The organism is Armatimonadota bacterium (assembly GCA_018268395.1).
Taxonomy (GTDB): Bacteria; Armatimonadota; Fimbriimonadia; order Fimbriimonadales; family Fimbriimonadaceae; genus JAEURO01.
In genome coordinates this window covers 885,595-906,697 of the sequence record JAFDWQ010000001.1, presented here as the reverse complement: position 1 = coordinate 906,697, position 21,103 = coordinate 885,595, and the positions used below count along the sequence as shown (strand labels likewise).

Sequence of the window (21,103 nt, the reverse complement as noted above, 5' to 3'; positions counted from 1 at the left end):
TATGGTCGCCTTAGGAGCTCGTCATGCGACCGAAGTATGACGAGTAGAAAGAGACCAAGATGAAGAGGACGTACGCTCCGACGGCGACCAGGGCCAAGACGCCAATGATCTTCGCCGCCATTTGGGCTTTCGTAATGCCCTCGTCCTCGTAGAACTCGGACATCCGTAGCAACATCTCGTCCATGTTGCCCGTCGTCTCTCCGGTCCTCGCCATATCGAGCACCAGCGGCGAAAAAGCACCGGTCGCCGTAAAGGTCTCGGTGATCGAGGCGCCGCCTTCGATCCTTGCCGCCGCCGGAACGACCCGGGCCCGGACCGCCTCGTTGCCGCACGCTTCCGCAGATAGGACGACCGCCTTCGGGATCGCGACGCCACCCCTGTACAAAGCGCCGAACGCCCGACCGAACTTCGCCATCGCGAATCCGTGGACCATCGGGCCCACACCGGGCAGGTTGAGGACGAACTCGTCGAACGCACGGCGGACCTGAGGCCGTGGCAAAAAGAACTTGACGAAGAGGAACGCACCGATCGCGAGTGCGGCCGCCGCGAGCCAGACGATCCAAGGGGTCGGCAGCGTGAGCCCGCCCGGCGCTACCGCCTGGATCGTCGCGTTGGCGCCAAAGATGATGACCAGGCTAGCGCCGACCGTCAGTTTCGGCATCGCGGTCTCGCGCTTGATCGTGTTCCTCAGTTCCATGTCCCGCTGGATGTACTCGGAGAGTTGCGAGCACTGGTCGGCAAGGAAGCCTCCTTCTTCTCCGACCCGGACCATGCTCATCATGAGCGGGTTGAAGACTTCGGGATAGCGGTGCAGACCGACGCTGATCGGTCGGCCTGCGATGACGTGCTCCTTGGTCTCGCGCACGATCGACATGAGTTTCGGACTGCCGGTCTGCCTGCTCAGGGTCTCGAGGGCGTCTGCCGGATTGATGCCCGCGTTCAACATCGTGCCCAGTTGCCGGAAGAAGAAGTGGAGCGCGGAGAGCGAGACTTGGCCGACGATCGGCCCCGCGACCTGGGTCGCGAACGTACTGCGGGCTTCGGTAGGGGGCGGAGCCGCGGCACGCGGTTGCTCGGGTCTTAGCGGGCTCGGCGCCGCGACCACCGGATCCCCGGGTGCGGGAGCGGCGGCAAGGCTCAGCACGGTCATCCCTTGCGACTTCAATTGACCCGCCACGGTTTCGAACGAATCCCCGAGAGCGGTCCCCGAAACCGTCTGACCGTCTTCACGCTGGGCCGTGTAGGTGAACACCGGCATCAGGGTTCGGCCTCCGCCTCACCGACCGTGTGCTTGTAAAGCGCGTTGAAGTATCCGGTGTAAAAAGCTGTACCGCACACGATCCCGAAGACGATGAAAAGGAGGATGTAGGTGCCGTACAAGGACCAGTTCGCCTTCCGGTCGGCGAACGAGCGGTCCCGGTCTGCCGTTTGGGACACGTATTCCAACGCTTGCGGCAAAGTCCCTGTCGCCTCTCCGGTCTCCAAAATGTTCGCGTAGTCGCGGGGGAACAACTCGGACCGACGGACAAGGTCGCCTAAACGCACTCCGTCGGACGTCCCGTCGTTCATGGCGGCAAAGGCCCTCCCGAGAGCTTGGTTCGGTACTGCGGCCGCGGCCAACGTCCAAGCGCGGTTGGGACTGAGGCCGGCCTGGGACAGGCGCCCTGTATGGAACGTGAACGCCGCGAGCCCCTCCTTTTTCGCCCGCTCTGCAAAGACGGGTACTTTGAGGGCGAGCGCGTGACGCAGATCCCGGTTCCGGGTCTGACGCATCCAGGCCTTGGCGGCGAAGTAACAGGCCCACAGCAGGACGAGCCAAAGGCCGGACCATCCGCGGAACGCGGCCATCATGCCTTGCCCCAATCCGGCCACGCCGCTCATGTCGGCGAACGACCGGTCAAGTCCTTGCACGAACGACTCGACCACCGGGATCGCGGAAAGGCCGATCATGGTCGCCCATCGCAGGAACCGTACGTGCCACATCATCCGGTGCGACTTTTCGTACTGGACGCTGAGCAGCCGGCAGGCTTCGTGCGCGTAACCACCGTTTTCGCCGGCGCGGACCGCTCCGACGGCAGCCTCGGGAAAGACGTCGGGATAGACGGCCATAGCGTCGGCCATGCTGATCCCTGCGGTCGCCATGTCGGCGACGCCGTGTGCGGCCTGAGCGATATGGGGAGGGACGGCCGACACCGACAGCCTCTGAAAGGTGTCCGCCGGACTGACCCCGCTCCGAAGCATCGTCGCGGTCTGGGCGAACAAGAACATGAGTTGCTTGTACGTGGCCCGTTTCGTCCGGACCGTCTTTGCCGGAGCGAGATAGGGGCGGCCGTCCGAACGGCGGGGCTCATGGGCGACTCGCGTCACAGGGCGTACCGGGGCCACGGGCGGTGCGGCCACAGTGGACACGGCCGGGGCCGGAGGCCGCGTAGCGGGCGTCGGTGCCGCGGCTCCCCGTGTGATCGACTGCACCCGGAGCCCTTGGCCGGACAAACGGACGATCAGTTCGTTCTCTGTACCGGCATCGACGACCCCTTGCACGGGCCTCCCGTTTCCGTCGATGGCGCTAAAGGAGAATTGGGGCATCGGCCGTCCGCCTGACTTCCTGGGATTGTACGTCGGCCCGTTTCAAGAGGTCGCGTACCGCCCCGTATCCATTGAGAACCCAATCAGGGGCGATTTCGTTCATCGGATCGAGTACGAACCTTCGTTCGTGGGCACGCGGATGCGGGACAGTGAGCGTCGCACTGTGGTCGACGTCGTCGCCTTCGAAGTCGATCAGATCGAGGTCGATCTCGCGGGGTCCGTTCCTCTCGCGTGCTTGACGGCCGATCCGTGACTCAATGTCTTTCAAAAGCTTCAACAGTTCCCGAGGGTCAAGGTCCGTTTCGATCAGGACGGCACCGTTGAGGAACGGAGGCTGGTCTTCGACGTACATCGGAGCGGTCTCGTAAAGCCCGCTCGACGCAACGATCCCGACCCGCGAACCCAGGAACTTGAGCGCTTCCAGGACGTGCCGGCCGCGGTCGCCCACGTTGGAGCCGAACGCGACGACGGCCCGGCGCGTCGAAAAAACTGTGCAAGGGGTGCGCATCGTCGGAACCTGCATTCTGGCCGCTGTCGTCTTCGGAATTGTCCACGACCTGTTCTCCGTGTCCGTCTGTAAGCCGTACCTGGGCACTTACCACCCTTCGATCGGGACACAGGCTCCCGTGCTTCTGGCTCTAGGATGGGGATTCTTGGCGACGTGGTGGTTCGGTGCGGTCTCTGGGCTCGTCTTGGCCGCCGTCAGTCGGGTCGGTCCGATGCCGGTGCTGGGTTGGCGCGACCTCGTGCGTCCGCTGGCCGTGTGTCTTGGCGCGATCCTTGTGCTCGGCATCGTGCTTTGGTGCCTGGTCTACTTCGGCACCGCAACCGTGCTTCAAGATCCTTCCAAGGAGGCGGACCGAAGGTTGGCGGCGACCGGTCTCATGCACGCCCAAAGCTATGCCCTTGCCGCAATCGCGACGCTCGCCGTCTCGGTCTGGGCGATCGTCAACCGGTTCCGGGCGCTTCAAGTCCTTCGCGCTTCGGCGTCCGTTCCATGAGCTGCCAAACGGCCGTTCTGGGATCGACGTTGCCGCGCATGACCTGGTTTACGACGTCGCAGATCGGCGCCTCGACGCCGAGTTTTCGCGCCAGATGAAGGACGAGTTCAGCGGTGGTCACCCCTTCGGCGACCTGACCGATCTGCTGAAGCACGTCTGCGAGCCGACGGCCCTCGCCCAGCCCGAATCCGACGCGGTAGTTGCGCGACAGGCGAGAGTTAGCGGTCGCGAAGAGGTCGCCGACCCCCGCGATTCCGAGGAACGTCTCGAGCCGGGCACCGAGGGCGAGCCCGATCCGCGCCGTCTCGTGGAGGCCACGGGCCAGGAGCGCGCCCTTCGTGTTGTCGCCGAAACCAAGGCCGTCGGACATACCCGCTGCGATCGCCATGACGTTCTTGAGCGCGCCCGCGACCTCGACGCCCTTGACGTCGTCGCTGACATAAACGCGGTACGACCTGCAATGGAACGCGTCCCTTACGAGGCAAGCCGCATCGGAGTCTTTGCTCGCCGCGACCGCGACCGTCGGGATACTCTGGGCGAGTTCGACGGCTAAGTTCGGGCCGCTTAGGACGACGACCCGGGAGGACGGACAAGCCGCTTCGACGACGTCGGAGATGAGGGCCTCTCCGCCAGGCGCGAGGCCCTTGCTGGCTACGACGACGACGTTCGACCGGCACACGACGGGGAGGACCTCTTGTACGGCCCCCGACGGCACCGCGATCACCGTGACGTCGCCGACCGGACTGTCGGCGTCGAGCCACGCGACGCGGACCGATTCGGGAAGGACGAACCCTGGCAGATAGCGCAGGTTCTCGCGGCGCTGGACCAGGTCGTCAAGAGCCCCGGATTCGCGTCCGAGGAGGTTCACGTCGTGACCGTTCCTGGCGAGAACGAGCGAAAGCGCCGTGCCCCAGCTTCCTGCACCCAGGACGGTGACCGTCATCGAGGCGATTTTACGGCTGGCGTCGACAGCGCTTGGGTCCGGGGCGGCCGGTCCGGGCAAGGACGAGGCCGCGTGACGTCCGCCCCCGCCGTGTGGACGGTGCTCAGGGTAAAACGATGACGACCCCATGGCCCAACGGAAGGTGATCGTCGTCGGCGGTGGATTGGCCGGGCTCATGACCACGATGAAGCTCGCCGAAGCCGGCGTTAAAGTCCAGCTCTTCAGCGTCGTCCCCGTCAAGAGGAGCCACAGCGTCTGCGCCCAAGGAGGCATCAACGGTGCCGTCAACCTGAGGGGCGAAGGCGACTCGCCTTACCTGCACTTCGAAGACACGATCACAGGCGGGGACTTTCTCAACCACCAGCCTCCCGTGATGCGGATGGCCGAGCGGGCGCCCGCCATCATCTATCTCCTGGACCGGATGGGCGTGCCGTTCAACCGGACGGCCGAAGGCATGCTGAGTTTCCGTCGGTTCGGAGGGACTTTGAAGCACCGTACGGCCTATGCGGGCGCGACGACGGGGCAACAGCTCCTTTACGCGCTCGACGAGCAAGTCCGGCGATACGAGTCGAGCCAGGACGTCGAGAAGTTCGAAGGATGGACGTTCGTCGGCCTCGTCAAAGACGCCAAGGGGGTCTGCAAAGGCATCGTGGCGCAGGACCTGCGGACGATGGCGATCGAGAGTTTCCCGGCCGACGCCGTCGTGATCGCGAGCGGCGGGAACGGCGTCATCTTTGGCCGGAGCACCAATTCCATCATCAACACGGGCGACCCGGTCAGCGTCTGCTACCAAGAAGGAGCCGTCTATGGAAATCCGGAAATGGTCCAGATCCATCCGACCGCGATCCCCGGTGAAGACAAGTGCCGGTTGATCAGCGAGTCGGTAAGAGGCGAAGGAGGACGGCTCTGGTCGCCGCGCGATCCGGAGGACAAGCGACCGCCGAAGGACATTCCCGAAAGGGACCGCTGGTATTTCTGCGAGGAGCTGGACCCGACGTATGGAAACCTCCTCAGCCGCGACCTGGTCAGCTTCATCATTTATTGCGTCTGCCGAATGGACAAAGGCGTCGGGCGGCGGCAACAGGTCTATCTCGACATCGGCCATCTGCACCGCGAAAAGGGATGGAGCCGCGACCTCATCAACGACAAACTGGGAGGCGTCCTCGAGATCTATGAAAAGTTCATGCGGGAAGACCCCATCGATAACCCGATGCGGATCTACCCGGCCGTTCACTACACGATGGGCGGTCTTTGGGTCGACTACGAAAAAGGGACGAACGGCGAAACGCTCGACGTCAACTCGCCCCGGAACCAGATGTCGAACGTTCCCGGACTCTTCGCCGCCGGAGAGTGCGAGTACCAGTACCACGGTGCGAACCGCCTCGGCGCGAACGCCCTGCTCACGTGTCTGACGGGAGGCGAACTGGCAGCCCTGGGCGTGCAAGCCTATCTCGGCTCGGCTCTGGAAGGTGGGTGGGAGGACGTCGCCCAGACGACTTTCAGCGAAGCGGTCTCGTACCGGCGGTCCGAATACGACGGTCTGAACGGGTCGACCGGCTCAGAGAACCCGTACCGCCTTCTCGCCGAACTGCAGGAGACGATGTGGAACTACTGCGGGATCTGGCGCCTTCAAAAGGAGCTTCTGTCGGCGCGGGACAAGCTGGAAGAACTCTCGGACCGGGCCAAGCAGTGCCGGTTGATCGATTCCGGAGGGTGGACCAATCAGGCCGTGCCTTTTACGCGGTCGCTCCAGAACATGATCGAAATGAGCAAGGCGATCGTCGGGGGAGCGATCCTTCGGGACGAGAGTCGAGGCGCCCACTTTAAGCTGGACACGCCCGACCGCGACGACTCCAAGTGGCTGAAGACGACCAAGGCGCGGTGGCAACCGTCCGGCCCGACGTTCGATTTCGACGAGTCGGTCGAGTGCAACGTGATCGACCCCCGACCGAGAAAGTACAAGATCAACCAGAACAAGGTGGTCAAATTGATCATGGGCGAGGACTTCTTCGCCAAGGTCGGGCTGGCCTCTTCGGAAGAACCCGTGTCCCCGGCTTAACTTCGGTCCTGCCAAACCTCGGGGGTCCTAGGCGAGGTCCACGCACCATTGCCGGGATTTGCGCGGACCAGGCCTTGACGGCCCGATCGGGCTGCAGAATAGACCTTCGCGGAGCGCTTTCCGCGGTTTTGTCTTGGAGGGTTCGGAAACACGATGAAGACCACACTTTCGCTCGTCTTCCTGGGGGCGCTCGCCGCGTCTGCGCAGGCCTACGACATCCGGTACGAGGGTTCGGGCCTCGGGGTCGGCGGAGTCGATTACAAGTTCTATGGCAGCAAGCGGTCAGCGTTCGCGGGGCAGTTGACGTTCAAGGACTTGCAGAAGAACATCCTGTTCAAATCGATGTGCGCGGACCTTGAGCACACGATCTCCAACGGACAGGTCTACAACGTGGTCGAAAAGGACTCGGCGACACAGGGAAGCCGGATTTCCAAAGCAGGTTCCGTGTTCGCGAACAACGTTGCGTCCGTGAACAGCGACAACAAAGCGGCCGCCTTGCAGATCGCCGTGTGGGCGGCACGGTACGGGACCAACCTCAACACGAACTCCGGCGGCGACTTCCAGCTCGAATGGTCGTGGGTCAGTAGCCATGGCTCGATCTTCAGCCAGGCCAAAGCCTATTTCGGCAACGACGATCAGAACAGCGCCGTGTACTTGAAGCCGAGCCCGATCGACGGGGGCCAAGCCCAACTCCGACCGGTGCCTGAACCCTTCAGCCTCCTCGCGGCCGGTCTCGGACTCGCCGCGCTGGCCAAGAAACGACGACGTTGACTCCGTCCTCTCTCCGGAACGCCGCCCGTGCCCTTCGCACGGGCGGTTTTGTCTTCCGGCCCGGTAATTGCCCCTGAATTGCGGGACCGTGCGCTATCGGGCATGCGGATTGCACCTTGACCTGTGGACCAAGGAGCCACATGATGAAACTCAGGACTGTGACACTCGTCGCGCTCGCCGCGTGTGCGGCGGCGTCCTTCGCCGATACGATCAAGCTGAAAGGCACAGGTAACGGCCTCACCGTGAAGATCGTTTACAAAGGCAACGCCTTCTCGGGGTTCGGCGGGCAACTCGAATTCAAGAACCTCGACAAGAACTCCGTCTTCACTAGCTACTGTGTCGACCTTGACAACATCGTCAGCGTCGGCCAGACCTGGGACGTCAAGACCGCGATGACGAAGAACGACCCGATCTTCTCCCTGGCGGGCAGCGTCCTCTCCAACGGCGCGGGTAAGGACACGTCGGACAACAAGGCCGCTTCGCTCCAGATCGCCGTCTGGGCCGCACGCTACGGCACGGACCTGAAGCAGAACAAGGGACAGTTCAAGCTCGATTCGAGCTGGTACGACTCTCATGCCGCCGTCATCAACGACGCCATCTCGATGCTTGACGCGGGCAAGAACAACAAGATGGACGCGATGCTCTGGATCCCGCAAGACAACTGCGGCGGCCAGGCCCAGCTGACCCCCGTTCCCGAGCCTGCTTCGATGATCGCGCTCGGCCTTGGCATCGTCGGCCTCGCCCGTCGGCGCCGGAAGTAATCTGTCAGACTCAGCCCGTGACTCCGCTGACGATCCTCGGATGGGCAGCGACGGCGTGGGTCACGGTGAACTTGGTCTTGGCGCTCCGGAGGGGGACGCTCAAGGAGGACTATCAGGTCCTCGAGTGCCTGAAGGGCTGGAAGTGGCTTCCAGCCCTTCTCGGTGCCTGGGCCGTGCTGGTCGTGATCGTGACGGTCGGGCTCGTCCTCGTCGCCCTTTGGCCCCAAGTGCTGGGATTCTCCTGGCTCCAACTGATCGCGACTCCGGCCGAGAAGCCGGGCGCGGCTCGGAACCTCATCGCTTCGGGCCTTCAGATCCCTGTTTTCGCGTGGGTGTTCCTCGGCCTCCTCGCGGTCAACGTGCCCCGTCTGGCCCTCAATGAGGAGTACGTTTTCCGCAAGGGGCACTATCACTTCTGGCCGATCGTGTGGCAAAGCCTCAAATTCGGCCTGGCGCACTGCATCGTCGGCGTTCCGCTCGGGATCGGACTGTCCCTCGGCCTTGCCGGAGGATGGTTCGCCTACCAGTACCGTATCGGCGGTGTTCTGAGGTCTGGCGCGTACCACGCCTTGCACAACTGGACGTTGCTGTTGCTTGCCGGGCTCTACCTCGGCGGCGCTTTCGGCCCGGTCTGATTCAGGCGACGGCGGTCGTCGCCCCGGCCAGTTTTGCGACCGTGTCCGGATACCGCGCGAGCACGGACTGGACGATGGCCCGGACGTCCGGAACACCATGGCCGTGAGGAGCATCGTCTTCCGAGAGTCGGGCCGCTACGGCGCCAACCGCCTTCGAGGGGTCGGCCCAGCACTCCTGAGCCCATTGCGCCGCCGATCCGTCGTCCAAATCCAGCGAATGTCCGTTCATTTCGAGGAACGAGACGCAACCGACGAACGCCGTGGCGGGGCAACCTTCCGAAATCGGCCGAAGTCGGACGAACCCGGTCAAGAAGCGGGCCGCTTGACCGGCAAGGTCTCGGCTCGACCCGTGGCCGTACTGAAGGAACGTGCCTTCTTCCAGCGTCGCGTACGAGTACGGTCTTGGGGCGCCTGTGACCTGAAGGTTGATCCAGAGGACGTCGGGCACGGTCAGCGTGTGCAACTTGCTCACTTTCTGGATTATGGGCGGACCCGACGGCAGGTCACTGCGCCATGGCGTCGACCAGAAGGAGCTTGTCTGGATCGATCGTCCGTTCGGTGCTGAGGACGTACGACAGCGGATGGGAAACGAGTTTCGTGCCGTCGACGCCGACCATCTCTCCCGTAAAACCGCTGACGAGCCTGTTCGCGGCCAAAGCGCCGAGGCGAAGGGCCAAAACCCGGTCGAACGCGGTCGGAGAGCCGCCCCGTTGCATGTGGCCGAGGACGAGGTACCGGACCTCGAACCCCGTGTTCGAATGGACGAATTCCTTGATGTCGCTCGCTCGGGCGGCGCCCTCTGCGACGATCAGGATCGCGGACCGCTTGCCCTTCGCGGACATGTTCCGGAGATAGTCGCAGATCTCAAGGAGAGAATAGGGGACTTCGGGCACGATCACCGCTTCGGCCCCACAGGCCAATGCGACTTCGAGCGCGATGAAGCCGTTCGCCCGGCCCATGACCTCGATCACGAAGACCCGCTCATGGGAATAGGCGGTGTCGCGGACCTTGTCGATCGCACCGAGCGCGGTGTTGACGGCCGTATCGAACCCGATCGAAAAGTCGGTCCCGCTGATGTCGTTGTCGATCGAGGCCGGTACGCCGACGACGGGGAACGAAAACTCCTCGGAGAGGATCTTCGCGCCCGTCAACGAGCCGTCCCCACCGATCACGACGAGGCCGCTGACGCCGTTAGCCCGAAGGACGTCCAGGGCCTTCGCGCGGCCTTCGAAGGTCCTGAACTCTTTCGAGCGTGCCGAACGAAGGATCGTCCCGCCTTGGGAGATGATCCCTCCGACCGACCGCGAAACCATTTCGCGCGACTCGTTCTCGATCACGCCCTGCCAACCGTGCTGGAAGCCCGTGACGGCGATGCCGCGACCGATCGCGGCCCTGACGACGGCCCGGACGGCCGCGTTCATTCCTGGCGAATCGCCGCCGCTGGTGATGACTCCGATCCGATCGATCTGTCCGGACACGATTGCGGTAGTTACCAGACAGGGGAAGGCCCTCGCCGGCATTAGGCCCGGAAGCCGCCCTCCTTCAACGGCGGCCCCTCCCTGGCCGCACCCGGCGGACGTCGGTAAACTCGCTCCTTCGCGCGCATGGACTTTAAGCTCACCCTGAACCTGCCCGACGCCGACTTCACGATCCCCATGAAGGCGGACCTTCCCGTGCGCGAACCGGCGATTCAGGCCGCTTGGAAAGAGGCGAGGCTCTACGAGACCGTCCAAGAACACCGGAAGGACGATCCGTTGTTCTTGATGCACGACGGGCCGCCTTATACCAACGGCCCGATCCACATCGGTACGGCGTTCAACAAGATCTTGAAGGACTTCGCCCTCAAGAGCAGGATGGTGATGGGCTACCGGGTTCCCTACGTGCCCGGTTTCGACAACCATGGCTTGCCGATCGAACAGGCGGTCATGAAGAAGTTCGCCGAGCAGCACCAAACGCCGGACAAAGTCGAACTCCGACGGGCCTGCCGCGAGCACGCGGCACGGTTCATCGACCTTCAAACGGAGCAGTTCAGCCGCTTGGGGATCTTCGGTCGCTGGGACAAGCCGTACCGAACGATGGACTACCGTTACGAAGCCGGGATCGTTCGGGTCTTCAAACGGCTCGTGGAACGGGGTTACGTTTACCGCGGACTTCGGCCGACCCTTTGGTCGCCCACGGTCCAGACGGCTCTAGCCGACACGGAGATCGTTTACAAAGACGTCAGGAGCAAAGCCATTACGGTGCGTTTTCCGCTTCCTGGCGGGCTTCCTGGACCCCTTTCCGGCCTCACGGACGTGTACGCGGTGATCTGGACGACGACGCCGTGGACGATCCCGGCCAACCTGGCCTTGGCGTTCCACCCGGAATACACGTACGACGTCGTCCACGTGGACGGCTCGCACTACGTCGTCCTCCATGAACTCGTCGCAAAGGTCGCGGAGAAAGTCGGTTGGACGGACTTCACGACCGTCGGAAGTCTTCCCGGTTCGGCGTTCGAGGGCTTGACGTTCCGACATCCGGTCTTCGAACGGGACTCCGTGGGCGTTCTCGCCGACTATGTCACGACGGAAGACGGGACGGGCATCGTGCACACGGCGCCCGGCCACGGTCGGGACGACTTCTATACGGGCCAAAAGTACGGCCTCCCTGTCTTGTGCCCCGTCGACGCTCGCGGAACGATGACCGAAGAGGCCGGTGAGTTCGCGGGCGTGTACTACAAGAAGTGCGACGCGCTCGTCGTATCCCGACTGGAGGAAGTCGGCCACCTTCTCGCTCAGGAAGACTTTCTGCACAGCTATCCGCACGCCGAGAGGGACGACAATCCCGTGATCTTCCGCGCCACCGAGCAGTGGTTCGTGCAGATCGACCATGACGGCTTGCGCGAACGCATGTTGAGGGCGGTCGATGACGTCGACTGGTTCCCTCAGTCAGGTCACGCGCGTTTTCGCTCCATGATCGAGGGCCGCCCGGACTGGTGCATCAGTCGTCAGAGGCCTTGGGGCGTCGGCATCCCGGTCTTCTACGGAGCCCAAAGCGGGACGCCCGTGCTCGACCCCGTGGCGATGGAAGCGGTCGCGAAACTGGTCGAAGAGAAGGGGAGCGACGCGTGGTACACGGATCCCCCCGAAGCGATCCTCCCAGCCGGTTACACGCATCCGGAGACGGGCGAGACGGAGTTCCGAAAAGAGACCGATGTGTTCGACGTCTGGTTCGACAGCGGGTGCACGCACCTGTGCGTCCTGGAGGGCGACGTCGAACCGGAATGGAAGGAGCCGTTGCCGTCAGACCTCGTCCTCGAAGGTTCGGACCAGCACCGAGGTTGGTTCAACGTTTCGATGATCCTCGGCATGGCGGTCCGGGGCGGGGCCCCCTATCGTCAGGTCGTCACTCACGGATGGGTCAACGACGAGAAGGGACAGAAAATGTCGAAGCGGTCCGGAAACGTGAGCGATCCGGTCGCTGTCTGCGACACGTTCGGAGCCGACGTCCTCCGGTATTGGGCCGGGACAGTGGACTTCGAAGACGACGCGCCGTATGGGGAAAACCTTCTCAAGGCGGCAGGCGAAGGGTATCGCCGTATTCGTAATACGTTAAGATTTTTACTAGGAAACTTGTACGATTACGACCCAAACGCGACTTTCGAACTCCAACCGATCGACCGATGGATCATCGACCGGACCGAGGAACTCGCCGACCGATGCCTGGGCTCTTTGAAGGTCTATAAGTACAACGCCGCCCTCAGCGCCCTGCACAACTTCTGCGGCGAGGAGGTTTCCGCGTTCTACGGTGACTCGATCAAGGACCGTCTCTACTGCGACGGTAAGGATTGGCCCTCTCGCCGTGCGGCCCAGCACGCCTGTCACGAAGTCCTTCGGACCTTGACGCTCCTTTCGGCGACCTTTCTCCCACATTTGGCAGAGGAGGTCTATGAGAAGATCCCTGGCCGCCGTCATGCGTCGGTCTTTCTGGACTGCCTGAAGCCGAAACGGGTCGAAGACGCCGCTCTGGCCGCGAACTTCGAGACGCTCCTCTCGATCCGGGCCTGGGTGTACTCCGAATTCGAAAAGTGGAAGGCGGAGAGCGACGTACGGGACTCTCAGGCCATCGAGTTCGCGTTGACGCTGTCGGCGGAGGAATCGGCGGCTCTTGCCGACTGCGGCGACCTCGCCGTCTTGTTCAAGTCGGCGGCCGTCCAGGTCGGTCCCGGCGAGCGCTCGGTCCGTTTCCGCGTCTCGGATTGGCCGGAATGCGCCAGGAGCCGTCTGCGCAGGCCCGACGTCGAACGGGTCGAGCTCGATGGTGAGGAAGTCTGGTTGAGCGCCAGGGACCGACAGGTGCTCGGACGATGAAAGGGAACTTCCGCCTGTTCCTCGCACTGACTCCCGGTCTGCTGCTCGTCGACCAGCTCGTCAAGGCGTGGGCCCGGTCGGCGACAGGCGGGGTCGAGGGGCACATCGTGACGCTCTGGCCGAACGTGTTCGAACTCAAACTGGTCTACAACGAGGGCGTGGCCTTCGGCATGTTCCAGGGCTTCGGGGTCGTGTTGACACCGGTCGCGGTGGGGATCGCGATCGTCGCTGCGTGGTACAGCTGGAAGCATCCGGACGACCCGAAGCTGTCGCACGTGACGGCCGCATTGCTGGCTTCAGGGTCGGTGGGGAACCTGACCGACCGGCTCCGCTTCGGAAAGGTCACGGACATGTTCTGGATCCGGTTGATCAATTTTCCGGTCTTCAACGTCGCCGACGTTTGCATCACGGTCGCCGGGACTCTTCTCGTCTGGGGGACGCTCTCGGACGTCTTCAAAAAGAAGGACGAAGGCGCGCCGTCGACCGAAGGTTGAACCAGGAACGAGGACTGAGGCTCCAGAGACGGCGACAGTTACCCGAAAATTGAGGGGGCACGTCTGTGCGCCGACAACCGTTCTTCTAGTGGCAGTCTCATGGATCCAGTGATGTGGTGGCTCGTACTTGGTGTCGCGATCGGCGTCGCGGCCGGAGAGGTCGTGACCCTCTTGTTCCGCCGGAAAAAGGAGGAGCCTCCGTTCGACGCGGCCATGACCTTGAAACTCAGCCATGCCGAGACGGAGGCGGCCAATTGGAAGCAGAAATGTTTCGACCTCCAGGCTGAAGCGGCACGGTCGAAAGAGACTTCGGGCCTCCTTGAAGCCGAGAACGAAAAACTTCGCAGAGACGTCGCCCAACATTCGGAATCGATGCTGGAGATGCGGTCCCGCCTTCACGAGACCGACACTGTCGGATCCGCCGCTGCGGCGCAAGCCGGCTGGGACGAGGCCAAGAACGAGGCGGAACGGGCCCGCACGGATCTCGAGCGGGTGACGGCCCACTTGGACGACGCCCGTCACCAGTTGATGTTGTCTCAAGACGAAGGCGCCCGGCTTCAAAACGAGATCGACGCGCTGAACCACTCGCTGGCGGACTCGCGGCGCACTGTCGAAGACCTCCACGCGTACCGGTCAGAGGTCGAGGCGTTGCGTTCGGCCGAGGCGGCCCGTGCCGGGTTGGAAGAAGAACTTTCGGCCGCGCAACGCCGCATCGATGACCTTCAAAGCCGGATCGAGGACGGTGAGGCGGCGTCACATCGCTTGGAAGCGGTCCAGAGCGAGGCCGAAACCGCCAGGGCCACCCTGGCCGAAAAGGAAGCGGCCTTGAGCGGACTGCGAACCGAACTGGACGAAGCGAAGGCTTTGGCCCAACAGGCCGATGCTGCGAACGAGCGGACGGTCGGCCTCGAGCAAGAACTGTCCGAACTGAGGGAGCGGCTTGAGGCCAGCGAAGCGGCCGCCGAACAGCACCGTCAAGAAGCTGACGGACTGAAGCGACAGATCGAAAGCGATCGCGAACAAGTCCTGCAGGCGCAAAACTTGAAGACGAAGGCCGAGACCCTGGAAAAGGACGTCGAGTCGCTAAAGCTCGTGTCCGCCTCGAAGGACCAGGCCGTCGCCGAGAGCATCGAGAACTTACGACGTATCGAGGCCCAGCTCGCCTATCGTCCGTCGGCCGAAGAAGTCGCCCGGCTCCAAGCGGAGTTAGACGCCCGAAGGAGCACGATCGCCGAACTTCAAGAACAGATCGAGCGCACTCGGTCTGACGAAGACGAGACAAGGGAAGACGCCCCTGTCCTGATGTTGGCCGAGGCATCGGACACGGCCGACGACCCGCCACTCGTCTATGACGGACCCGAAACCGTCGAACCCGAACCGGTCGAAGAAGTCGCCGCCGTCGACAGTCCGGACTTGTACGAGACAGGGCAAGGACCTGCGGAGGACGTTCCTGAACCTCAGGTCGACGAAGCCGCATCCGAAACCGAAGTCGAAGTTCCGCCTGCCCAAGAGGCGCCCGTCTGGGTGTCTGAAGAAGCGTCCCGGACTGGTGCGCCCGTGTTCCAGCCGATCCGGCCGGCCGGGAAAGACCCGCTGATCCAGATCATTGGAATCGGCCACCTCTACGAACGGAAGTTGCGCGACGCCGGAGTGTTGACGTATTCGGACCTGGCCGCGATGAGTCCGGACCGGATCCTCGAAATCATCCAGCCGGCCGAATGGCAGCGGATCGAACCCGAACGGTGGATCGAAGACGCCGCCAGGCTTGCGACGGGTGCCGCCTCGTGAGGACGCTGGTCAAAGCCGCCGTCGTCGGGGTCCTGGCCATCGTCCTCTGGGCCTTCAAGCCCGTTTCCGCTCCGGACAAGCCTTCGACACCGGACCAGCCGTGGATCACGGAACCTTCGGAAGGCTCGACGGTGGAGGCCGGGATCACTGCCTTCCGAGGGACAGCTCCGAAGAAGAGCAAGTTGGAAGTCATCGAAAACGGGCGCATCGTCTGCGTCGCGTGGACCAAACCGGACGGGTCGTGGAGCGGTCGCGGCAAGCTGTTCGGAGGCGGGAAGGCCGAGGTCTTCGTCAAGGTCGTCGGTGGAACGGCGAAACAGTCTCCGGTGAGGACGTTCCAGGTGTCCGGTGACGCCACGCAGACCCTGACCATCACGAACCCGACCGAAGACGATGAGCCGCTCATGCCAAAGGTGACGCTGTTCCGAGGGACGGGCCGGCCCGACGACGTCATTCTCGTCTCCTTCAACGGGAAGGCCTTGTTCAAGACCAAAGTCCGTTCGGACGGGATTTGGACGAAGACGGTCAAGGTCCCGTCTCCTGAAAAGATCGAGATCAGGGCCGAATCCAAGGCTGAAGGCGAAATCGTGTTCCTCAAGCTGCTCGGCGTAGGTTAAGCGGGTCCTGGCCCAACGGGCTCCAGGCACTACACTGTTGAACCGCGTATGCACCCCGAGCTCTTCCGCCTAGGCAGCTTTCCGGTCCGGTCGTACGGAGTGCTCTTGGTCATCGGCGTCGTCATCGCCGTCTCGATCGCACGGAAAAGGGCACCGCACTACGGGATCGACAAGGACAAGATCTGGGATTCAGCGTTCTGGCTGGTCCTCCCCGGCATCTTGGGAGCTCGTATCACCTACATCGTCCAAAACTGGCCGTACTATCAGAGCCATCCCGCTGAGCTGTGGTCGCTCCGGTTCGAAGGGTTGACGAGTTTCGGAGGCATCCTTTTCGGGTTCTTCGGTTTTCTCGTCTGGCGATTGAGGGCGAAAGTGCCGTTCTGGCCCTTCTTGGACACGGTCGGCGTCCCGGTCCTTGTGGCCCAGGCCGTCGGCCGGATCGGGTGCTTGTTCAACGGTTGTTGTTACGGCCGGCCCACGACCGAGTGGTACGGCGTGATCGTCCAGGGCCTGCCCGACAAACACGTCCCCGCTCAGCTCGTCGATACCGCCCTGATGCTCGTCGGTGCTGCAGCCATTGCCCTTTGGGACAAGGCGAAGCCCCGGAAACCTGGAGTTTCGTTCGGGCTGTTCGTGGTCGCGTACGGGCTGAGCCGCTTCGTCTATGAGTTCTTCCGCGCCGGGACGAAGGAGGAAATGGCGGCCCAGATCGCCAGTTCGACGTACGTCAAGGGGCTACCCGTGACTTTGGCGCAGGTCGTTTGCCTTCTTCTGGTCGCGATCGGTGTCGCCATAGCGGCCGCCAACTCGCGCCGGAACCCTCAGGGCCCCGTGCCCAGTGTCGAGGCAACGGCCTGATCCAGACACGGCCCCTGACGAAAGTCAGGTCGGGGCCCGGCATGAAGTCTTTAAACTGACGACAGCGTGGCGACTTCAACGACCGAGAGTCCCGTCATAGAGAACGTGGACGGCCAAGAAGGACACCGCGCAGATCGGGCGCCCCTGCCGTTCCGGGGCGCGCTCTTGAACACCTTGACCGTCTTGGTCGGGTCGCTGCTTGGTCTCGGCGTCGGGACGTGGCTACCGCCCGGACTGCAGAGCGTCGCCATGTCCGGTATCGGATTGGTCACGGTCGGGATCGGCATCAAGATGTTCTTGGAGACCAAGAACGTTCTGGTCGTCGCCGCTTCGATCGCCCTTGGCGGGGTCATCGGAAAACTGATCGGCATCGACGTGGGCCTCGAAGCGATGAGCGAGGCCGTCCGCCTGCGTTTCGGCGGAGCCGACCACGCGTTCAACGAGGGCCTGGTCGGAGCCGTGATCCTCTTCTGCGTCGGGCCGATGACGATCATGGGTTGCATCCAGGACGGGATCGAACGACGCATCGACCTCCTGAGTTTGAAGTCCTTGCTCGACGGCGTGTCCTCTGTGTTCCTCGCGGCGGCCTCCCGTTCGTACGGTCAGGGCGTCCTGGCATCGGCCGTGTTCGTATTGATCGTGCAAAGCTCCCTGACCGCGCTGGCCCGGCCCCTGAAGCCGCTCGTCAAGAACCCGAACATCGTCGCGGAGGCGACGGCCGCAGGCGGGGTGATGCTGGTCGCGATCGGCCTCGGGCTGCTGAAGGTGCAAATGGCGGAAAAGGTCCACAGCGAGGTCTATCTGCCGGCCCTCGTGCTCGCGCCCGCGTTCGCAGCCCTGTTCGAAAGAAAGAAACCGGCGATCTAAGTGCCGGATCGTCTAACCTTTCGTCGACGATGAAACCCCTCGCCTTCGGCCTCTTCGCCCTGCTCGTTTCCGTGTCCGCAGCACAGGACAGACTGGCGGGTTGGCCCGTGCAAGCTCGCATGCAGAAGGACGGTAGGGAGCAGCGGGGGACCGTGAAGCTCGGCGTCTGCGAAAGGAGGTGGACCGCTGACGGCAAGCTCGGCTATGACCCTGGGGACGGGTGGAAGCTGCTCGACCCGGCTACGGGAAAAGAAACACGGATCGACAAAGCCCCAGAGCGGGCCGCCGCACCGCCTTCGGGCCGTTCGCGGCGCTCGCCTGGACGCGGGGGGCAGTACTCCGAAGTCTTCAACGGAGACGGCAAGGTCAAGGCTTGGTACAAGGACGGCAACGTCTCGTTCCAGAAAGAAGGTGAGGCTGAAGCGGCCGTGACCACCGACGGCGACCTTGCCAAACGGGTCAAGTACGGAAAAGGGAGTTGGGTCTACGGGGAGGAACTCAACCAGTCAGAAGCGATGGGGCTGAATGCCAAAGGTGACCTCCTCTGGTACTACCGGTTCGACGAAACCCCTGTCGTCGACAACATGGTCGTCTTCAAGCAAGCGACGGCCCAACCCGTCTTCGAGCCTCAGGCCTATCCCAAACCGGGCGGAAAGAACCCGGTTGTGGACGTGTTCGTCTACGACGCGGCGAAGGGGAAGTCGGTCCAGGTCCAAGTCCGTCCAGGGCCGTTCGACGACGGGATCGGACACTATGTGTACGACGTCCAGTGGGCTCCGGACGGATCCGAACTCCGGTTCCGACGCACCGACCGCCGGCAAAAGGTGATGGAGTATTGCGCAGCGGATCCGTCCACCGGTGTCGCCCGCGTCATCGTCCGGGAAGAGTGGCCGGCCTCGTACGTCGAGAACAAACTGGGAGTCTGGTCGTTCGACAGCTTGGAAGGCGTCGCGTCCCGGCCGGAACTCAAGGGCAAAGTGCTCTGGGAGCACCAGCGGAACGGCTTCCTCAACGTCGGGATTCTCGACCCCAAGACCGGAGCGTTCCGTCCTGTGACGGCGAACGGGTTCGACATGGGCTCCGTCGTCCGGATCGACGTGTCTGGCAACCGGCTTTACTATATGGCCCGGAACGGGGACAACCCTTATCTGGAACAGTTGATGGTGGTCGGCCTCGACGGAAAAGGCAACCGTCGTGTCACGGATCCGTCCTTGAACCACAGGGTCGAACTCTCGCCGGACGGTCGGTACGCCGTCGACGTTGCGCAAAGCTGCCAGGACGCGCCTGTGACGCGCCTGATCGACTTGAACGGCAAGGTGATCAAGGTTTTGGCCGAATCCGACCTCTCTCAGTTCCGGGCTGCAGGGTATGCGCATTCCCAGCGCGTCGAGTTCACGGGAGGCGACGGCAAGACGAAGATCTGTGGCACGGTCTCCTTCCCGAGGAACTTCGACCCGTCCAAGAAGTATCCGTTGCTCGTCTCGGTCTATGGGGGGCCGATCGATCCCCATTCCTCAGGGTTCTCCGAAACGTTCCAACCGTACAACGAGCTCACAGGCTACGGTTTTATCGTCGCTTCGTTCGACAACCGAGGAACGGGCGGTCGCGGAAAGGCGTTCAGCGATCCGCTCTACCGGAACATGGGGATCGCGGAGATCGACGATCAGGCTGCAGGCGTGAAGGCGCTCGTCTCCAAAGGCTATGTCGATCCGACACGGATCGGTATTCAAGGAACGTCCTACGGCGGGTACGCCTCGATCATGTGCCTCCTTCGGTACCCCGATCTCTACAAGGCCGCATGCAGCAGCAGCGGCGTGACGGACTGGCACAACTACGACACGATCTACACCGAACGCTATATGGGGTTGGCCGACGAGAACAAGGACGGCTACACCGCGGGCTCGGCGATGACGTACGCCGAGAAGCTTAAAGGGTGGCTGATGCTGTACTACGGGACGGCCGACGAGAACGTCCATCCTTGTAACAGTCTCCAACTGGTTTCAGCTTTCCGGCGGCTTGGAAAGGGGATCGAGGTCCAGGTCGGCACAGACCTGGGGCACACGGGTGTCGACTTCCGACGGATGATGGAGTTCTTCTTCGAGCGAATGGACGTTCCGCACGGCTAGGAGGCGCGGATCGACGTCCACAGTGCGGTCAAGGCCGCTTGTACGCTTCGCTGGCGGACCGATTGTCGGTCGCCCAGAAAGTCGTTGCGGAACGCTCGGGTCCCTTCCGGGGTGGCCAGACCGGTCCACACAAGCCCGACAGGCTTTTCTTCCGTGCCGCCTCCAGGCCCCGCGATCCCGGTGACGCTGATCCCGTAGTCGGCGCCCGTCGCCCGTCGGATCCCGTCCGCCATCTCCTTGGCGCACGCCTCGCTGACGGCCCCTTGGGTGTCGAGCGTCGCCGGTGACACGCCGAGTAGGGACCGCTTCAGACTGTCGGCGTAGCTGACCACTCCGCCGAGAAAGACGTCCGACGAGCCGGGGACGGCCGTCAGTCTGTGCGAGATCCCTCCGCCCGTACAACTTTCGGCGGTCGCCAGGGTCTTTCCCGTCTCGCGCAGCCGATCGAGGACGACGGCTTCAAGCGGACGGTCACCGATCGCGTAGACGACGTCGCCCAGCCGCTCGACGATTTCACGCTCGAGACCGTCCAGGACGCTGTCCGCCTCGGATTCCGTCGGACGCTTGGCCGTCATCCTCAGATGGACTTCTCCAATTTTCGCGTAAGGGGCGACCGTGGGGTCGGACTGCCGCATCAAGTCCCTGAGTCTGTCTTCGACCACGCTCTCGCCCATCCCTGCGATGCGGACCGTACGGCTCCGAATGACGCCGCCGTCTCCCAAAGCGAGCAGGATCCGACGGACCGGTCCTTCCAGCATCGGGACGAACTCCGGTTTAGGTCCAGGCATCGCGATCACGGTCTTTCCGTTTTTGCGGCATACGAGACCAGGAGCCGTCCCGTTCGGGTTGCCGACCGTTTCCGAGCACGTCGGCCGGAACGCCTGACGGATTTGGCTGTCGAGCCAGACGAGACGCCGTCGCTCGAACAGGGCGCGTAAGGCGGCTTCGACCTCAGGGTCGTGAACGAGAGGGTCGTCGAGGGCCGCTGCGATGCCGTCCCGGGTCAGGTCGTCCTCGGTCGGGCCCAGACCTCCGATCGTGACGACCACGTCCGACCGAGAGAGCGCCAGACGCAGGGACTCGGTCAGACGCTCGAGGTTGTCGCCGACCGTCTGACGGTGCGTGTGTCCTATGCCGCACTCGGCGTAGACCCGACCGAGTTCGACGGCATTGGTGTCCGTGATCTGACCCAAAAGGATTTCGGTTCCGACGGAAACGGTTTCAGCCCGCACGAACCGATGGTAGCCC

19 protein-coding genes are annotated in these 21,103 nt (G+C 63.3%); 12 read left to right on the top strand and 7 right to left on the bottom strand.

From position 1 onward, the window contains the following. Window positions 1-10 precede the first annotated feature (10 nt). The 3 genes from JST30_04140 to folK are packed head-to-tail and all read right to left on the bottom strand — an operon-like array spanning window position 11 to window position 3,094. A complete protein-coding gene (locus tag JST30_04140) occupies window positions 11-1,258 on the bottom strand; it encodes a type II secretion system F family protein (protein MBS1713507.1) in 1,248 nt (415 codons plus the stop codon). Then, window positions 1,258-2,586 carry a type II secretion system F family protein gene (locus JST30_04135; protein ID MBS1713506.1) on the bottom strand — a complete coding sequence of 443 codons (1,329 nt, stop codon included), beginning with the start codon at window positions 2,584-2,586 and terminating at the stop codon, window positions 1,258-1,260. The genes JST30_04140 and JST30_04135 overlap by 1 nt, the downstream gene beginning before the upstream one ends. Beyond that, on the bottom strand, window positions 2,567-3,094 hold the full coding sequence (gene folK, locus JST30_04130; GenBank protein MBS1713505.1) for a 2-amino-4-hydroxy-6-hydroxymethyldihydropteridine diphosphokinase: 528 nt from the start codon (window positions 3,092-3,094) through the stop codon (window positions 2,567-2,569). The genes JST30_04135 and folK overlap by 20 nt, the downstream gene beginning before the upstream one ends. Here folK and JST30_04125 point away from each other — a divergent pair. Further along, window positions 3,087-3,587 carry a hypothetical protein gene (locus JST30_04125; protein ID MBS1713504.1) on the top strand — a complete coding sequence of 167 codons (501 nt, stop codon included), beginning with the start codon at window positions 3,087-3,089 and terminating at the stop codon, window positions 3,585-3,587. The genes folK and JST30_04125 overlap by 8 nt on opposite strands. Here the strand turns inward: JST30_04125 and JST30_04120 are convergent. Continuing rightward, the gene (locus JST30_04120) at window positions 3,535-4,530 is read right to left on the bottom strand and encodes an NAD(P)-dependent glycerol-3-phosphate dehydrogenase (protein ID MBS1713503.1); all 996 of its coding nucleotides are present in this window, start codon (window positions 4,528-4,530) and stop codon (window positions 3,535-3,537) included. The two genes, JST30_04125 and JST30_04120, sit on opposite strands and share 53 nt — an antisense overlap. A 127-nt stretch (window positions 4,531-4,657) precedes the next feature. Here JST30_04120 and sdhA point away from each other — a divergent pair, with 127 nt between their 5' ends. From sdhA to JST30_04100, 4 genes are all read left to right on the top strand, one after another. Beyond that, the gene (gene sdhA, locus JST30_04115) at window positions 4,658-6,589 is read left to right on the top strand and encodes a succinate dehydrogenase (quinone) flavoprotein subunit (GenBank protein ID MBS1713502.1); all 1,932 of its coding nucleotides are present in this window, start codon (window positions 4,658-4,660) and stop codon (window positions 6,587-6,589) included. 153 nt (window positions 6,590-6,742) lie between these two features. Continuing rightward, complete coding sequence (locus JST30_04110; protein ID MBS1713501.1) at window positions 6,743-7,360, top strand: hypothetical protein; 618 nt, start codon at window positions 6,743-6,745, stop codon at window positions 7,358-7,360. 140 nt (window positions 7,361-7,500) lie between these two features. Continuing rightward, entirely contained in the window at window positions 7,501-8,121 is a 621-nt protein-coding gene (locus JST30_04105) for a PEP-CTERM sorting domain-containing protein (protein MBS1713500.1), read from the top strand. Window positions 8,122-8,138: 17 nt separating this feature from the next. Continuing rightward, window positions 8,139-8,756 carry a hypothetical protein gene (locus tag JST30_04100; protein MBS1713499.1) on the top strand — a complete coding sequence of 206 codons (618 nt, stop codon included), beginning with the start codon at window positions 8,139-8,141 and terminating at the stop codon, window positions 8,754-8,756. A gap of 1 nt (window position 8,757) precedes the next feature. Here the strand turns inward: JST30_04100 and JST30_04095 are convergent, their stop codons facing one another. Further along, window positions 8,758-9,228: a hypothetical protein gene (locus JST30_04095; GenBank protein ID MBS1713498.1), complete on the bottom strand. Its 471-nt coding sequence runs from the start codon at window positions 9,226-9,228 to the stop codon at window positions 8,758-8,760. Between the two features lie 31 nt (window positions 9,229-9,259). Next, window positions 9,260-10,222 (bottom strand): 6-phosphofructokinase, encoded by a 963-nt coding sequence (gene pfkA / locus JST30_04090; protein MBS1713497.1) that lies wholly within the window; start codon window positions 10,220-10,222, stop codon window positions 9,260-9,262. Between the two features lie 138 nt (window positions 10,223-10,360). Here pfkA and ileS point away from each other — a divergent pair, with 138 nt between their 5' ends. The 7 genes from ileS to JST30_04055 all read left to right on the top strand — a co-directional run bounded on the left by ileS (window position 10,361) and on the right by JST30_04055 (window position 19,855). Continuing rightward, window positions 10,361-13,105, top strand: a complete 2,745-nt coding sequence (ileS, locus tag JST30_04085) for an isoleucine--tRNA ligase (GenBank protein ID MBS1713496.1) — start codon at window positions 10,361-10,363, stop codon at window positions 13,103-13,105. Beyond that, window positions 13,102-13,599 carry a signal peptidase II gene (gene lspA / locus JST30_04080; GenBank protein ID MBS1713495.1) on the top strand — a complete coding sequence of 166 codons (498 nt, stop codon included), beginning with the start codon at window positions 13,102-13,104 and terminating at the stop codon, window positions 13,597-13,599. Before ileS ends, lspA begins: the two co-directional genes overlap by 4 nt. Before the next feature lie 99 nt (window positions 13,600-13,698). Next, on the top strand, window positions 13,699-15,387 hold the full coding sequence (locus JST30_04075; GenBank protein MBS1713494.1) for a hypothetical protein: 1,689 nt from the start codon (window positions 13,699-13,701) through the stop codon (window positions 15,385-15,387). Next, window positions 15,384-16,004: a hypothetical protein gene (locus JST30_04070; GenBank protein MBS1713493.1), complete on the top strand. Its 621-nt coding sequence runs from the start codon at window positions 15,384-15,386 to the stop codon at window positions 16,002-16,004. The genes JST30_04075 and JST30_04070 overlap by 4 nt, the downstream gene beginning before the upstream one ends. Before the next feature lie 48 nt (window positions 16,005-16,052). Next, on the top strand, window positions 16,053-16,862 hold the full coding sequence (gene lgt / locus JST30_04065) for a prolipoprotein diacylglyceryl transferase (GenBank protein ID MBS1713492.1): 810 nt from the start codon (window positions 16,053-16,055) through the stop codon (window positions 16,860-16,862). 66 nt (window positions 16,863-16,928) lie between these two features. Further along, window positions 16,929-17,729 carry a DUF554 domain-containing protein gene (locus JST30_04060; protein ID MBS1713491.1) on the top strand — a complete coding sequence of 267 codons (801 nt, stop codon included), beginning with the start codon at window positions 16,929-16,931 and terminating at the stop codon, window positions 17,727-17,729. Between the two features lie 29 nt (window positions 17,730-17,758). Continuing rightward, complete coding sequence (locus JST30_04055) at window positions 17,759-19,855, top strand: S9 family peptidase (GenBank protein MBS1713490.1); 2,097 nt, start codon at window positions 17,759-17,761, stop codon at window positions 19,853-19,855. Here JST30_04055 and JST30_04050 read toward each other — a convergent pair. Further along, on the bottom strand, window positions 19,852-21,087 hold the full coding sequence (locus JST30_04050) for a competence/damage-inducible protein A (GenBank protein ID MBS1713489.1): 1,236 nt from the start codon (window positions 21,085-21,087) through the stop codon (window positions 19,852-19,854). The two genes, JST30_04055 and JST30_04050, sit on opposite strands and share 4 nt — an antisense overlap. Window positions 21,088-21,103: the final 16 nt, after the last annotated feature.